The sequence below is a fragment of the Pseudacidobacterium ailaaui genome (assembly GCF_000688455.1).
GTDB classification, from domain to species: Bacteria; Acidobacteriota; Terriglobia; order Terriglobales; family Acidobacteriaceae; genus Pseudacidobacterium; species Pseudacidobacterium ailaaui.
This window is the reverse complement of sequence record NZ_JIAL01000001.1, coordinates 2,296,544-2,312,415: the sequence shown is the minus strand read 5'-3', so window position 1 is coordinate 2,312,415 and position 15,872 is coordinate 2,296,544. Positions and strand designations below refer to the sequence as shown.

Genomic DNA, 15,872 nt, shown 5'->3' with positions numbered 1-15,872 from the left:
GTTCTCGCCCCGGATGTAGCCCTCGGCCTCGTGTCGTCCTCTCATTCCCCACCATCATCATCGTCTCTGTGCCCGTTGTGCGGATGCAGCACCATCCAGGGGACCGGCCTGTCGCCCATGGCGTCCCGCCAGAGAATCACATTCAGCTTCACCGGATCGGCGCGGTCTTCATGGGTAAAGTCCATCCGGCTTGATTCCTTTGCTCCCGGCGACTTTGGCGTGTTGGCCGTATAAATCAGCCCGTTGTCGCGGTTCGAATAGTCCGCGTCAAAGGGCGGCTGGTCCCCGGCTCCGGCAAACACAGAAGAGATGAGCGGCGCCAGCGCGTCATTGTTGTTCATTGGCGGAATCCCCAGCAGGTCCTCCATCGTGCGCAGAAAGCTCACCGTCGTGTAGAAGTTTGAGTCCACCAGGGGCTGCGCATGACGCGGTGCGTATTTGCTGATAATCAGCGCCGTACTGCGGTGCGCATCCACATGGTCGGCCCCGTCCTGCGCATCGTCCTCCAGGATGAAAAACGCCGTGTCGTCCCAGTAGGGGCTGTGCGAAACCGCCTCCACCGCCCGGCCCACCGCCAGATCATTGTCTGCAATCGAGGCCCGCGGAGTCGGCATCCCCGGGCGCGTCCCCGCCGTGTGGTCATTGGGCAGCCGCAGCATCACAAAGTCCGGCATCGTGTCCTGTCCCTGCTTGCGCTCTGCAACCCACCGGCGAAAGTGCGTCAGGAACTCTTCAACGCGAAGCTGGTCCGGAAAGGCCAGCTCAAAGTCCGGATACTGCGGATCGAAATGCCCTTCCAGCTCCGGCTTGGTGGCCACATTTTTTGCAATCAGCGGAATGTCCCATGGATACCGGCTCACTCCCCCGCCATAATTTGCCGGAATCGGCTGGCCCGGATGAATGACGGGAGCAGCACACTGCTCCGGTGCCGGCTCCGGCGTTCCCGCCAGCGGAGACTTCTCCCTGGCTTGCTCCGTCTCCTCCTGGCAGAAGGTCGTCGCAATGTACTCCCCAAAGTGGTAGAGCGTCTTGCCGTGTTTTGCCAGGTCCGTCCAGATGTAGCTGCTGGCTGGCTCATTCACGTCCGGAATCCCTTCCCGGTACGGATTGCCTTTCTCGACAATGCCCTCAAAGTCGTATACTCGCGCACTGCCGCGATACGCCTGTTGCCATGTCTTTTCGGTGTAGTCGCTGCTGATGGCCGCATTCGACCACACGTGGCCGTCTCCGGAAACCTCGCCCGAATCGTAGAAGTTGTCCAGCACACCAAACTGCAACGCCAGCTTGTGCAGATTGGGCGTGATGCTCTTACCATACATCGTCAGCGAAGGGTCGCCGTTTCCCACCCCCAGATCGCCAAAAATCTGGTCGTAGGTGCGGTTTTCTTTGATGATGTAAATCACATGGTGGATGGGGTTGGTTCCACCGGCGAATTGCAGGTGCTGCGACGCTGCCTCCATCATGTTGCTGGCCAGCACCTCAGACGTGAGCCGGGGCAGCTCCCTTTGTGCCTGCTCCAGGTCCACATCTGCCAGAGACCCGTGCAACATCGTCGCAATGTAGGTATGCGGACGACGCACCCTCCGCGTTTGCCCCCATGTTCGCTCCGGTAGAGGCTGCGGAGCAACATTTGCAGCCGTGCCCCGTCCCTTTCCCGCGGCAACATAGAGGTGACCGCCTTTCACCGCCAGTGCTGTCGGGAACCACTCTGTGGGCAGAAAGCCCTTGGCCTCCGTCATCGCGCCCGGCTTCAGCTCGCTGGTGGCAAACACTGCAACCGCATCCGAACCCCCATTCGCAACATACAGCGTCCTGCCGTCCTCTGAGAGCGCCAGCGCCTCCGGAATCGCCCCGAAATACCGCTGCCCCGGCAGTTGCGTGTTGTACATCCCGGCAAGCTGCATCTTCTCTCCATGGAGCCGGACCGCGGCCACCGCGTCCCGATTGGCCAGCGCCACATACAGCACCTTCTCATCCGGAGAGAGCACCAGCGCAGCCGGATGCGACCCCGGCGACGTCGCCTTGTCTGGCGGCAGCAGCGCGAGCTTTTGCACGATCTTTCCTTGATGCAGGTCCAGCTCCGCTACCGCTGATCCGTTCCATAGCGCAACAAAGGCCCGGCGGCTGTCCCGACTGGCAATCACCGTAATCGGATACTCCGAGGGCACCATCGCATGGTCGGCAAAATCAAACCGCTCCAGGACCTTCCCTGAGGCCGCATCCATCAGCAGCACATCATCGGAGAATTCATCGGCCACAAGGACCTCTTCCCCGCCGGACTGCCCCTTCACCACCGCCAGCCCCGTCGGCACCGGGATCGCCATGCCAGCCGGTACGTTCCCGCCCAGCGGATTTTGCACGTGGCCGGCGGCCAGCTTCTGCAGCGGCACCGTGATGTTCCGCTCAAACTGGAGCGTTGTTCCGTCATAGCGGTAGACCGCAATCACATTGCCGCTCTCCGGTTGGGCCAGCGAGTCCAGGCTCGCGTACAGATGGCTTCCGTCCAGACTAAAGGCCAGCCCGTTGTAAAGCGTCTGCGCCGATCCGGGGGCCGTCTGCTCCTGCGGAAAATCCGCCAGCTTCTGCGTCTCCGTGTCGAGCACTGCAATCGACTGCGCATAGCTGGACTCGACCGTCCCATAACCTGCATTCACCATGGCCAGATGGCGATGGTCCGGTGACCAGGCCATCATCATCGGCAGACTGTTCAGCCGTTGCGGCGAACCCGGCACAGGTTCCATCAGTTTCTTGCTGGTGGGCAGAGGAATCGTTTGCGCCGCACAGGCGCCACACAACAGAAGCAGCAGCAGGTCCTTTTTCATGGCTCGTTAGCACGCTATCACGGTGACATTACAAAAGTCTTACATCCGCGCCAGCCCCTCGCTGATACGGTAGAAACAGGAAGATTTTTCCTGAAGGATGTTGCTCCAGATGCCTGTTGAATTACTCGAAAGACCCGTCGCTGCGGAAGCAGAAGTCACTCGGAAACGTTATGCTGCCCGGCCAGAAGTCCCCACGCTGGGGCGCGCAGCCCAGGGCGGACGCACCAACTGGCTGACCACGTCCTTTATGATCGCCTTCCACCTCGGCGCCCTGGCAGCGCTTTTTTTCTTCTCCTGGAGCGCCATCCTCGTCTCCATTCTGCTTTACGCCGTCGCTGTCAATGTCGGCATCGGCATGGGCTATCACCGTCTGCTGACCCATCGCGGATATAAGGTCCCCAAGTGGCTTGAATATTGCATCGCCGTCTGCGGCACGCTCGCCCTTGAAGGCGGTCCCATCTTCTGGGTGGCCACACATCGCGTGCACCATCAGCTTTCTGACCGCGAAGGTGACCCCCACACCCCGCATGAAGGCGGATGGTGGGCACACCTCGGCTGGATCCTCAGCGGCGAAACCATGCACTCACAGACGGCCATCCATGCCCGCTATGCGCCGGACCTCTCCCGGGACCGCTTCTACGTATGGCTCAGTGAATATCACTGGGTGCCCCTCACCGTCCTCGGCGTCATCCTGCTCGCCATCGGCGGCTGGAGCTGGGTCCTGTGGGGCATCTTCTTCCGTGTCATTGTCGGACTGCACGCCACCTGGCTCGTCAATTCCGCCACCCACATGTGGGGTTCGCGCCGCTTCCAGACCCGCGACGATTCACGCAACAACTGGTGGGTCGCCCTGCTGACCGGTGGGGAGGGCTGGCACAATAATCATCACGCCCATCCCGTCTCTGCCCGCCACGGCCTCAAGTGGTATGAGTTTGACCCCAACTACTATGGCATCTGGCTGCTCAAAAAGCTGGGTCTGGCGCACGACGTCAAAATCGCCCAGTACGATCCTGAAGATCCCCGGCCCGCTGGCGCGGCCTGACCCTCCTGTACGCTGAGGGTCGTCCGCTGCCCATCGTGACTTACACTCTTAACCAACAACCATGCGCATCACCCGACGCCGCCCTGCCATCATCTTCTTCATCGCCCTGGGTGTCTGTCTTGTCGGTGTGGCCATTGCGCTCAACATTGGCTGGATCATCCTCAACTGGCGCCGCGACTGGCCCATGCTGGTGGGCATCCCTTTCTTTCTTCTTTTGATCGCGGGGGTCGTGCTGAACACCATCTTTCTCGTCCGTGAGGTCCGCCGCAACGAGCGGCATGATAGCTTCCTCAACGCCGTGACCCACGAACTCAAGACCCCCATCACCTCCATCCGACTCTATCTTGAGACCCTCCAGCGCCGCGTCCTCAGTGAGGAGCAGCGGCAGCACTTCTACAGCATCATGCTGGCCGATAGCGAACGTCTCCTGGCCACCGTCGAGCAGGTCCTCAAGGCCGGTGAAGTCGGCCAGCGCGCACGCAACCAGGTCCGCGTAGAAGTGGACATGGCCGAGCTCGTGCGTCACTGTGTGGAAACCACTCTCCTCCAGCACCACCTCGCCGCAGACACCATCTCCTTCACCGCCTCTGGCTCCCCTCTGCTGGTGCGCGGCAATCCCGATGAGCTGCAGACCGCGGTCATGAACATTCTCAACAACTCAGTCAAGTACTCTCCCCATGGCCTCCGCGCGCGTGTCCGCCTGGCCCCGGAAGGCGATGCCTGGATCGTGCTCAGCGTCTCCGATGAAGGCATCGGGATCGCTCCGGCCCATCTCAAACGGATCTTCAAGCGCTTCTATCGTGTGCCCGCCCGTCAGGTCCTCCGCACCAAAGGGACTGGGCTGGGGCTCTTCCTGGTTCGCTCCATCGCACGTCAGCACGGCGGGGACGTAACGGCAGAGAGCGCAGGTGAAGGCCGCGGCACCACCATCCGCCTGCTGCTGCCGCGTCTGCTCGAACACGCCTCTCCTTCCCCATTGGAGTAGTCCCCGCACCCGGCCCCCGCGATACAGTGGAATGTATGCCTGCAAACGCTGCACGCATCCTTGTCGTCGAAGATGAAGCCCATCTCGCACAGGGCCTCTTCTTTAACCTTCAGGCGGAAGGTTATGAAGTCGAGTTGGCCTCGGACGGAGAAGCGGCGCTCTCTGCCATCGCCGCCAGTCCCGCATTTGACGCCATCATCCTCGACGTCATGCTCCCCGGCAAGGACGGCTTTACCGTCGCCCGCCACCTGCGCAGCCAGCAGAACTACGTTCCCATCCTCATGCTCACCGCGCGCGGCCGTACCGAAGATGTCCTTAACGGCTTTGCCGCCGGCGCCGACGACTATCTTCCCAAGCCCTTCGACCTCTCCGTCCTGCTTGCGCGTCTTCACGGCCTGCTGCGTCGCGTCGCCTGGCACCTTCCCTCGTCCGGTCAGACCGGGCCGTCCCCCTCCCGATTTGAATTTGCAGGACGCTGCATTGACTTTGACTCACTCGAACTCACCGCTCCCGGCAAACAGGTGCGCCTCACCGTCATGGAGGCCGGCCTTCTCCGCTATCTCACACAGAATCCCGGACGCATCGTCTCCCGCAAGGAGATCCTCGAACAGGTCTGGCACGTGCGCGAAGACACCGACACCCGCGCCATTGATAACTTCATCGTGCGCCTCCGCCGCTACCTCGAAGAGGACCCCGCCAGCCCCATCTTTCTCCGGACCGTGCGCGGCGTTGGATATCGTTTCACCCCCGATGGGGAATGACTTCCCCTCCACTCCTGCTCTCGCCCGCTTGTCGGGCCGGCGCTCTGGGTGCATAATAGGGATAGGGGGTATACCGATGAAAGATCTCACGCTCCACATTGATGGAATGCACTGCGGTGCCTGCGTCCGCCGCGTCACCCAGGCCCTCAGCAACATTCCCAATGCCCAGGTGCTGGAAGTGCGGGTAGGCGGGGCGCGTCTTTCTGTGCCCGACACCCTGGCCCCTTCCACCATCCTTGATGCCCTGGCCAAGTCGGGCTATTCCGCCCATCTGGAGTAGCGCCATGCCCGGGCCCGCGAAAACCGCCGCGAAATCCCCTGCGAAAACCCTTGTACTGCCCATCTCAGGCATGAGCTGCGCCGCCTGTCAGGTCCACGTCGAAAGGGCCCTTCGCCAGACTCCGGGCGTCAACGATGCGCAGGTGAACCTAATGGACCATCGCGCCCGCGTCACCTATGATCCCGAGGTCGCGCAGCCCGAACACCTCGTTCATGCCGTCCGTGAAGCCGGATACGACGCCGTGGTGCCCCAGGAGCATGGACAGACGCATGGACACCAGCACGCCCATGACGATGCCGGCAACGAAGCCACCCTGAAGCTGCGCGCCATCGCCACCCTCGCCGCAGGGGCACTCGCCATGGTGCTCTCCCTGCCTCTCATGCATACGCATGAAGCCTGGATGCGCATCTTTCCCTGGCTCGATCGCATTCCGCACCCGGCGCTTGCCTATGCCCTGATGGGCATCACCCTCCTCGGCATGTTCTGGGCCGGGCTGCCGATCTACCGTGGGGCCTGGCGGGCCGCTCTCCACGGCTCCAGCAACATGAATACGCTGGTTTCTCTGGGCACGCTCGCGGCATTTCTCGATTCAGCCCTGGCCACCCTCGCACCACGGCTTTTCCTGCGGCATGGCCTCCACCCCGATGTCTACTATGACTCCGTCCTTCTGATTCTTGGCTTTCTTCTGCTTGGCAAGTGGCTGGAGTCGCGGGCGCGGCGCCGCACCCTGGATGCTCTGGAGGCCTTCGCCAGAATGCAGCCACAGACCGTCCGCCTCCTCCGTGACGGCCTTGAAGTCGAGGTCCCGCTGGCTGAGGTCCATCCCGGAGACATCTTCCTCGTCCGCCCTGGGGAACGCATTCCCGTAGACGGCGTCGTGACCGCCGGCGCCAGTAGCGTGGACGAGTCCCTCATCACCGGCGAATCGGTCCCGGTCCCGCGCCAGACCGGCGACCGCATCATCGGCGGGTCCGTCAATTTTGATGGCGTGCTCACCGGCCGCGCCACCTCGCTGGGGGCCGAAAGCGTCCTCGGCCAGATGCTGCGCCTCATGGAGCAGGCCCAATCTTCGCGCGCACCCATGCAGCAGCTTGCTGACCGCGTCAGCTCTGTCTTTGTTCCCGTCGTGCTTGCTTTGGCTGCGGTCACCTTCATCGTCTGGGCGTGGGTGGTCCCCTCCGGAGAAGTCAGCCGTGCCTTTGCCACTGCCGTCACCGTGCTGGTCATCGCATGTCCCTGCGCCATGGGGCTGGCCGTTCCTGCTGCCCTCACCGTCGCCATCGGACGCGCCGCCCAGCTTGGCATCCTCTTCAAAGGCGGCGAAAGCATCGAGCGACTTGCCCGCGTCGATACCATCGTCTTTGACAAGACCGGGACCCTGACCGAAGGCAGGCCCCGGATCACTGCCATCCATCCGGCCAGCGGATGGGACACGCAACAGCTTCTCTCCGTCGCCGCGGCCCTCGAACAGCACTCCGAGCACCCTCTGGCCCGCGCCGTGATGGAGCGCGCCCGGACCGAGGGCATCTCTCCCTCCCCTGCCGCTGACCTCCATGTCGTCCCCGGAAAAGGCCTGACCGGGACCATCCAGGGCAAATGGGCCGCAGCAGGAAATGCCGCCCTCATGCGGGACCTCGGCATCTCCGTCCCTGCCGGTTCGGCGTCGGTGGCCACCCTTTTGTACCTCGCGCTGGACCAGACCTGCATCGGCCATCTGGAAGCGCAGGACACCCTGCGTGCCGGCGCACAGCAGGCCGTGGCCTCGCTGCACACGCTGGGACTCCGCACCGTCATGCTCACCGGCGACCATCAGCAGGCCGCCGCCGCCATGGCCCGCGAGCTCGGGATCGACGATTTCCGCGCCGAGCTCCTTCCTGAGGAGAAACTTTCCGCCATTCGCCAGATGCAAAAGGCGGGCCGCAAGATCGCCATGGTGGGCGACGGCATCAACGATGCGGCCGCTCTCGCCCAGGCCGACGCCGGCCTTGCCATCGGCACGGGTGCCGACCTCGCCCGCGAAGCCGGCGACGCCGTGCTGCTGCACGGCAATCCGCGCCAGGTAGTGGAAGCCATCCGTCTCGCCCGTCAGACCCTGCGCGTCATGCGCCAGAACCTTGCCTGGGCCATGGCCTATAACCTCATCGGGCTCCCCCTGGCCGCCGGCCTTCTCTATCCCGCACTTGGCATCCTGCTCAGCCCGGTCATCGCCAGCGCTGCCATGGCCCTCAGTTCTGTCAGCGTCTTGAGCAACAGTCTGCGATTGAAAGGTTTTCATCCATGAGCAAAAAAACAGACCACGCCCACTGCGCCTGCGGAGACCAGCGCAAGGCCGTTCAGGTTGATCCCGAAATCAAAGCCGCCACCCTGCGCCGCCTCGCACGCATCGCCGGACAGGTCCGCGGCATCCAGAAGATGGTCGAAGAGGAGCGCTACTGCGCTGACATCCTCGTGCAGATCTCCTCTGTACAGGAAGCTTTGCGCGGGACCAGCCGTCACCTGATGTACAACCACCTGAAGCACTGCGCCACAGATGCAATTCGAAAAGGCCCCGAAAGCGCCGAGCAGATGTACAACGAGGTCCTCGATCTCATCTACAAGCACTCCCGCTGATCCGGGCCGTGTCCGCCGGCGCACGGAAGCATCCGCGTCCTCCTCCCGACCGCTGTAAACTGGAATCTGGAAGCTTCTCTGTGCGTATCCTCACCCGTTATGTTCTGCGCGAGGTCATTTCCCATGCCCTGATCGGGGGTGTGCTGTTCACCTTTGTCCTCTTCATGAAGGAGCTGGGGCCGCTGGTCGAGCTTGCCGTGCGCAACACCACCTCCCTCAGCACGGTCTTTGAAGTCTTCCTTCTCATGCTGCCCAACATGCTTACCGTCACCATTCCCATGGCGGTCCTGGTGGGCATACTCCTCGGCCTCAGCCGCCTTGCCGCAGACAGTGAAATCACCGCCATGCGCGCCTCCGGCATTGGGGTCTGGCGCTTTGTCGGCATCGTGGCCGTAGTGGCCGTCTGCGCCTGGTGCCTGGGCATGGCCAACAGCCTGTATCTGGCGCCGAAGGCCTCCGCCCGGCTGCTCCATCTGGAAGACAACCTGAAAAACACCCAGGCCACCTACGAAATCCAGCCACGCGTTTTTTATGAAGATCTGAAGAACGCGGTTCTTTACGTCGAGGACGTGCGGGCCGGCACCGGTGCCTCAAACTGGCACCAGGTCTTTCTCGCCGACCTCACCGATCCCACCGCCCCCAAAGTGACCACCGCCGAAGAAGCCACCGTCGTCAGCAGTGACAATCAGGGCCTGATCATGCGCCTGCGCAACGGCGCGCAGCACGAAATCTCCTCCGGCAAGCCCGACGGATACACCGTCTCCACCTTCGACCAGACCGACATGCACTTTGAGTCAGAGTCCACCTCGGACCCCCATCTCGGTCACAGCGATGCCCCCGTCCTGGCCATGTCCAACCGTGAGCTGCTCGAACGCGCCCGCAAAGGCGGCCACTGGTACCAGATTGAATTGCAAAAGCGCTTCGCTTACCCGGCTGCCTGCCTCGTCCTCATGCTCGTCGGCGTCCCTCTCGGAATCTCCTCCAAACGCGGCGGCAAAAGTGCAGGCTTTGTCCTCACCATCCTTCTCGTCTTCATCTACTACTTTCTCTCTTCTACCGGAATCGCACTAGCCCGCCAGCACAAGCTGCCCATCTTCCTCGGCGTCTGGGCCGCCAATCTCCTCTTCGGCGTCTGCGGAATTTTCTTCCTTCGCCAGATGTCTACCGGGGGCGCCGCCGTTGCTGCCGTTGCCTCCATCAGCCTCAGGACCCGGCCCCTGAAGTCCGCCGCCGCCGACCTGCCCCAACCGCAGGAGAGGACCGTCTCGCGCCGCCACATCCGCGGCCGCTTTCCCCTCATCCTCGACGAATACATCCTGCGCCAGTTTCTCGGCACATTTCTCATGGTCCTCGTCGCCTTCGTCATGCTGATGCTGGTCTTTACCTTCTTCGAGCTGCTCGGCGACATCATCCGCAACCAGACACCCCTCATCATCGTCGGCGAATACCTCATCAACCTCACGCCGAACATGGTCTATAACCTCACGCCCCTCAGCGTGCTGATTTCCGTGCTGGTCGTCTTCGGACTGCTCAACCGCACCAACGAAATCACCGCCATGAAGGCCACCGGCATCAGTCTTTACCGCATGATCGTGCCTGTGCTGGTCATTGCCTCTGTGCTCGCCCTCTCCCTGTTCATCTTCGATGAGCTCTATCTGCCCTCGGCGAACCGCAAACAAGAAGAGCTGCGCAACATCATCAAAGGCAGGCCCGCCCAGACCTACCAGAGCCTCGACCGCAAATGGATGTTCGGCAATCAACAGCGCGGCAAGCCCGGACGCATCTTTTATTACGAGTTCTTCGACGCCTACAACGACCGCTTTGCCAATATCACCGTCTTTGAATTTGACCCGGCCACCTTTTCCCTCACTCGCCGGATCTTCGCCGCCAGCGCCCACTGGGACCCGCAGTGGAACCGCTGGATCTTCGAGCATGGCTGGGAACGCAGCTTTGATGGCGATGAAATTACCGGCTACAAAACCTTCGAGGTCAATACCTTTCCTGAGGTCACCGAACCGCCCTCGTACTTCAAGCAGGAGCTGCGCCCGTCCCAGGAAATGAGCTTTAATGAGCTGCGCCGCTACATTCAGGCCCTCCGCCAGAGCGGATTTGACACCATGCGCCTCCGCGTCCAGCTCAACCGCAAAGTGGCCTATCCTCTCATCACCCTTGTCATGGCCATCCTCGCCATCCCCTTTGCCCTGTCGATGGGAAGAAAGGGTTCGCTTGCCGGAATCGCCGTGGCCATCGGCATGGCCATCGCCTACATGTTCGTTGACGGGACCTTTGAAGCCATGGGCAATGTCAACCTTCTGCCGGCCTTCCTCGCCGCCTGGTCGCCAGATGTCCTCTTCGGACTGGCGGGCAGCTATCTGCTCCTGCGCACCCATACCTGAGACCGGTTTCCTCGTCCGGCCACCAGCATCTGCGTTGAACTCACCGAAACGCGAAACGCATTCCTGCCGCCCCCTTAAAAATTTTCCGCAAGAAGTGGCAGGGAATTTCCACCTTTTTTGCTATCCTGAAATTAAGGAATCAAAACAGCACCTCTCAAAGGCCAGACGCACTCCGTCTGGCCTTTTTGCTTGTGCCCGGCGGAAGGCGATATACCATCTCCGCCAGCTCTACCTCCGCAAACACGCAGAAAGGCGGCCCGATGTATCACGAATGCAGGCATATTCTCCCCAATGGAAAGCGGTGCCAGTCCCCCGCGCTCCGGAACCATGACTTCTGCTATTTCCACTCCGTACACCGCGTCCGTCCGGATGCCGAAGTCACATCCGATCTGCAACTGCCTCCGCTCGAAGACCCCGACGCCATCCAGCTCGCCCTCTCGCAACTGGCCCAGGCCATCGCCAGCGGCAGGATGGAAGTCCGTCGCGCCCGCACTCTGGCCATGGTCCTTCGCATCGCCAGCCAGAACTTCCGTCATACCCTGGCCGCCCGCCAACAGCTCGAAAACAAGCCGCAGGAAGAAGAGCCGAAAATCTATCAGCCAGAAACCGTTCGCGAAACCTGCCCTCATGCCGACGGCACCCTGATTGCTCCGCCCAAAGAGTGCCCTGATCCAGAAGAAATCCCCGTCCCCGAATCCAAATGGAGCCTGGGCCGCCTTCTGCTGAAAGAAGCCGAGCTCTTCCGGGAGCGGAGACGCCGCGAAAAGGCCGAACTTGAGGAAAAGATCCGCAACAGCGAGCGGGGTGCCCGCTTCTTCGGCTTCGAACCAGACCCGCCCCAACCCGGCACCTTGCCCACCGTCAAGGCCGAATCTTTCTGCAAACCACGTCCTTGCAAGAATTTACAGATTTTTTGCGCACCCCAGCCCGCGGCTGGTATCCAGGGCTTCTGCTGGAAACATGAGAGAAAACCCCCATCCAGAAATCGCTTTCTCCTGATCCACGAAATGACCCCTCACGACCACCTCAAAAGGGCTGCCTCCAATTTGCACCGGAACGGGTCTTAGCAAAGAAACAATTTCAATCGAAATAAATCGATATAGTCAAAAAGAAAAACGATTTTTCTGTTGACAGTCCTTGTTGCTCCATGGAGAAATATCGGGTGCACCGGGAGTGCATAAATCGTAATTCCCGAAAAAGCTTACCTACAAACTTTCATGGAGGCGGTGGCAGTGAAAACACAGAAAAGGCTCATTTCCAGTATTTCTCTATGCGCAGTCGTTCTTTTGCTGGTAATTACGGCTGCGAACAGACTTCATGCGCAGGCAGGCGTAACAGCCAGTCTCAGCGGTACAGTCGTAGATCCCTCAGGCGCGGTCATCCCAAATGCGATAGTTACACTAAAAAACCTGACGACGAATGACACTCGCCAAAGCCAGAGCAATGGCTCTGGTGACTTTACCTTCTCCGCACTACCGGTAGGCGATTACGAAATTGATATCGCAGCCCAGGGCTTTCAGAATTTTAAAGAGGCCGGGATTCATCTCGATCCCGGCGACCAGCGCAGCCTCCGCACTCTTCAATTGACGCCTGGTGCGGCGACTCAAACAGTTCAGGTCAAAGAGGCTACCGAGGCCATCACACTGGATTCCGGCGAAGCCAGCACTTTAATCTCTGCACAGGACATTCAGAACCTGTCGGTCGAAGGGCGCGACGTTACCGAACTGCTCAAGATACTGCCCGGTTTTGCCATTACAAACGGCAATAACAACATCACAAATACCACCTACGACCCTTCACAGGTCACAGTCACCGGGGCCTATGGTTCCTACTCCGGGGAAGGGACCATCAGCAGCTCTGTTGCCTTGCTCTACAACGGGGTTGACGTGACCGATCCGGGTGCCTATGCCAGCATGTTGCAGAACATCAATTATGACCAGGTCAGCGAGGTCAAAGTACAGACCTCCAGCATTGCAGCCGACCAAGCCCACGGACCCATTGTGATTAATGCGGTCGGCATCTCTGGAGGTCCCCGATTTCACGGCTCCCTCTATACCTATGCCCGCACCTATCAGTTGGATTCAACCGACTGGCTCTCCAATTACACCAACCAGCCCAAACCAACGGACCGCGAAGTCTATCCCGGATTTACTTTAGGTGGTCCCGTGCTCATTCCTGGGACAGGTTTCAACCATAGTCGCAGACTTACTTTCTTCGCTGGTGCCGAAGACTACGCGCAACGCAATGAATATGCTTATGGCAATTCAAGCAGCGCCATCCTCTCTGCCCTGGTTCCAACGGCAGGAATGCGCAATGGCGATTTCAGTCAGACACAAATCAACCAATATCTGGGGCCCTTGGTCAATAGTGCTACATATGCCAATCTGAGTCAGGTGCCGGCCACCGGTAAAAATGGTGCTCCTCTCACCAATGGCCAACTCGGATCCAATATCGATTCGGTAAACCAGTTGCTCCTTAACACGCTGCCTTTGCCGAATACTGCAACCACCAGTCAGGGATACAACTACATCATTACCAATCTTGTGAACAATGACCTTTGGCAGGCCCAAGGCCGCATCGACGATGCCATCAGCGACAAAAATAAGTTGTTCATCATGTACAGCACCGAACGGGGCAAGGCCGGCGTACCCCAGGTCGAGTACTACTCTCCGCGCGGAAGCATGGGAGGCACCAATACTCCCGGAGGCGGCCTTCTGAGCGACCTGAATACTCAGATTGGCTCACTGAACTGGACCACACTCTTCAGCCCGACGCTCACCAATGAGTTTTACCTCTCCGGTGCCTGGTTTAATAATGCCTTCGTCGCTAAAAATTTCTCCGCCCTAACGCTCAATGGTGCATGGAAAAATCAGGGCCTTTTTAATAACGGCTCCAAAGTCATTCCTGAATTCCAGGACTATGGCTATGATGGCTTGCCCGTAAACCTCTACCCAGATACCACCTTTGGCGGCATTTACGCCAAGAAGTGGGTCCGCACCGGTGGTGACAACCTAACAAAGGTATTGGGCCACCATACATTCCGTCTCGGGTTTTTCGCCCAGATGGACACCAACCACCAGGTAACTCCCTTCGTCACCACAAACGGTGCGCTTGACCTCTATTACTTTGGTGAAACCTATAACGATCCTGTGCAAGGCACAGTCCATAACACCGGCAAAGTCGGCAGTGGAAATGGAGGCAACTATCTTGCCGACTTTCTGGAAGGGGGTGTGTTCCAGTACTCGCAAACGAATATTTCCCCTGCGCCCAACGTTTACTTCTGGGACATCGCTGGCTACGCGCAAGACCATTTCAGGATCACACCCTGGTTCTCCATCGACTATGGTGTCCGCCTCGATCACTTTACCCCCTGGACCGATGCACACGGTGTTGGAATCCCAGTCTGGATGCCATCCACTTACTCCACCAAACAGAACCCCCTGCTTCCCGGTTTCCTCTGGCACTCGGTGGATCGCAGTGTCCCCGCCTCGGGTCTACCTTCCCGCTGGGCATTTGTTGAACCACGTGTCGGCTTCGCCTGGGACGTGTATCGCAATGGGAATACTGTCCTCCGCGGCGGATTTGGCATTTATACCGCCCACGATTCCTCCAATGACATTGAAACCCCAGCCAGCTATTCCATCGGCGAGCGAAGCGTGCAGATTACAGGACCCATCCTTCTGTCTTCTGTTCCCTCCCAGGGCCCATCGGCAACTGCTGGCAATGCTTTTGTTCCTACCCAGAACGGCTACGGCTTCTTTCCCGATGACGATCACCAGCCCCAGGTTTATACTTACAACCTGGCAATCGACCAGAAAACCATCTTCAACTCGCTGCTTCAGATCTCCTACATCGGAAATGTCAGCCGTCACTTGTTAAACAATGGTTCTACTCAGCCCACCGTGCTGGATGACATCAATGCTCTCCACGTTGGTGCACTCTTTGGGCCCGATCCAATCACAGGTGTTACCTACCCAATCATTGGCCCCCCGGGGACTACCACAGTAAGCGGACTGACAACCCAGGAAGTCAATGACTTCCGCCCGTATCCCCAATACTCTCACCTCTATGTGGCGCGACATAATATCAATACAAACTACAATTCGCTCCAGGCCATTTGGAACAAACAGCAGGGTCACTTTCTCTATGGCGTGGATTACACCTTTTCGAAGGCCCTGGGCGTTCTGGGCGCAGATGGAAACGGGACCCCGGCCGATCCCTTCAACTATCGCAACGATTACGGTCCCGAAGCCTTCGACCGTACGCACATCTTCAACGCAACGTATTCCTACACCCTCGGAGATGTCGTGCACAAACGCTTTCTGGCAGCACTCGCCAATCGCTGGATGATCTCCGGGATTACCACCATGCAGAGCGGTGGCAATATCTTTGCCCAGAACAATCCTGACTTCTCCATCGGCGGCTCATTGTATGTCCTTGGCCCCAATGGAGAGTCTTTGACGATCCCGGTCAGCAATACTCAGCTTCTTGGAACCCCTGACGTTTATTTGATGCCGCGCCAGCTGTGCAATCCGGCTGTTACACGTGGCCCACATCAATATGTAAACGGGAATTGTTTTGCTCTGCCAGTAACCACAGGTGTCAACGGGCCCTATCGTATGCCTTACCTTCATGGACCTGCATTTACAGACAGCGATCTCACTGTGCAAAAAGCCTTCCATTTGGGTGAAGGCCGTGCCCTCCAATTCCGCTTCGCCGCATTTAACTTTCTCAATCATGCCAACACGACCTTTACCAGCGCTGTAGAACCCAGCAATATCACCCTGAACTACAGCAATCTTGTCAACGGAAATACGACAACCTCTGCAGTCCCGCTCCCCACCGCCCTGGCAACGGCAACCAATACAAATGCCGCGGTCTTTGGAACTGCTCCGCTCCGAACTGGACGGCGTATTTCCGAAATGTCATTGAAGTTCACTTTTTAAGGCGCTCGCAGGGCCGGATAAAATCAACTC

10 protein-coding genes are annotated in these 15,872 nt (G+C 59.5%); 9 read left to right on the top strand and 1 reads right to left on the bottom strand.

Going from position 1 to position 15,872, the window contains the following annotated elements; all coding sequences use genetic code 11:
• Positions 1-41: 41 nt before the first annotated feature.
• On the bottom strand, positions 42-2,822 hold the full coding sequence (locus tag N655_RS0110310) for a bifunctional YncE family protein/alkaline phosphatase family protein (RefSeq protein ID WP_026442930.1): 2,781 nt from the start codon (positions 2,820-2,822) through the stop codon (positions 42-44).
• 109 nt (positions 2,823-2,931) lie between these two features.
• Between N655_RS0110310 and N655_RS0110305 the strand changes: the two genes are divergently transcribed.
• The 9 genes from N655_RS0110305 (at position 2,932) to N655_RS0110265 (ending at position 15,842) form a co-directional block, all read left to right on the top strand.
• Complete coding sequence (locus tag N655_RS0110305; protein WP_238324666.1) at positions 2,932-3,864, top strand: acyl-CoA desaturase; 933 nt, start codon at positions 2,932-2,934, stop codon at positions 3,862-3,864.
• A 61-nt stretch (positions 3,865-3,925) separates the two neighbouring features.
• The gene (locus N655_RS0110300) at positions 3,926-4,849 is read left to right on the top strand and encodes a sensor histidine kinase (RefSeq protein ID WP_026442928.1); all 924 of its coding nucleotides are present in this window, start codon (positions 3,926-3,928) and stop codon (positions 4,847-4,849) included.
• A 35-nt stretch (positions 4,850-4,884) separates the two neighbouring features.
• Positions 4,885-5,610, top strand: coding sequence for a response regulator transcription factor (locus N655_RS0110295; protein ID WP_026442927.1), 726 nt, complete (start codon positions 4,885-4,887; stop codon positions 5,608-5,610).
• A gap of 76 nt (positions 5,611-5,686) precedes the next feature.
• On the top strand, positions 5,687-5,890 hold the full coding sequence (locus N655_RS0110290; RefSeq protein WP_026442926.1) for a heavy-metal-associated domain-containing protein: 204 nt from the start codon (positions 5,687-5,689) through the stop codon (positions 5,888-5,890).
• 70 nt (positions 5,891-5,960) lie between these two features.
• Positions 5,961-8,171, top strand: coding sequence for a heavy metal translocating P-type ATPase (locus tag N655_RS0110285; protein WP_202900332.1), 2,211 nt, complete (start codon positions 5,961-5,963; stop codon positions 8,169-8,171).
• Complete coding sequence (locus N655_RS0110280; protein WP_026442924.1) at positions 8,168-8,500, top strand: metal-sensitive transcriptional regulator; 333 nt, start codon at positions 8,168-8,170, stop codon at positions 8,498-8,500. Before N655_RS0110285 ends, N655_RS0110280 begins: the two co-directional genes overlap by 4 nt.
• Positions 8,501-8,580: 80 nt before the next feature.
• On the top strand, positions 8,581-10,896 hold the full coding sequence (gene lptG / locus N655_RS0110275) for an LPS export ABC transporter permease LptG (RefSeq protein ID WP_026442923.1): 2,316 nt from the start codon (positions 8,581-8,583) through the stop codon (positions 10,894-10,896).
• Between the two features lie 260 nt (positions 10,897-11,156).
• Entirely contained in the window at positions 11,157-11,963 is an 807-nt protein-coding gene (locus N655_RS0110270) for a hypothetical protein (protein WP_026442922.1), read from the top strand.
• A 165-nt stretch (positions 11,964-12,128) separates the two neighbouring features.
• Entirely contained in the window at positions 12,129-15,842 is a 3,714-nt protein-coding gene (locus N655_RS0110265) for a carboxypeptidase-like regulatory domain-containing protein (protein WP_162173538.1), read from the top strand.
• Positions 15,843-15,872 lie beyond the last annotated feature (30 nt).

Bases quoted from the DNA above. Each gene is read 5' to 3' on its own strand.
- N655_RS0110310 (WP_026442930.1), bottom strand. From the start codon at position 2,822: ATGAAAAAGGACCTGCTGCTGCTTCTGTTGTGTGGCGCCTGTGCGGCG.
- N655_RS0110305 (WP_238324666.1), top strand. From the start codon at position 2,932: ATGCCTGTTGAATTACTCGAAAGACCCGTCGCTGCGGAAGCAGAAGTC.
- N655_RS0110300 (WP_026442928.1), top strand. From the start codon at position 3,926: ATGCGCATCACCCGACGCCGCCCTGCCATCATCTTCTTCATCGCCCTG.
- N655_RS0110295 (WP_026442927.1), top strand. From the start codon at position 4,885: ATGCCTGCAAACGCTGCACGCATCCTTGTCGTCGAAGATGAAGCCCAT.
- N655_RS0110290 (WP_026442926.1), top strand. From the start codon at position 5,687: ATGAAAGATCTCACGCTCCACATTGATGGAATGCACTGCGGTGCCTGC.
- N655_RS0110285 (WP_202900332.1), top strand. From the start codon at position 5,961: ATGAGCTGCGCCGCCTGTCAGGTCCACGTCGAAAGGGCCCTTCGCCAG.
- N655_RS0110280 (WP_026442924.1), top strand. From the start codon at position 8,168: ATGAGCAAAAAAACAGACCACGCCCACTGCGCCTGCGGAGACCAGCGC.
- N655_RS0110270 (WP_026442922.1), top strand. From the start codon at position 11,157: ATGTATCACGAATGCAGGCATATTCTCCCCAATGGAAAGCGGTGCCAG.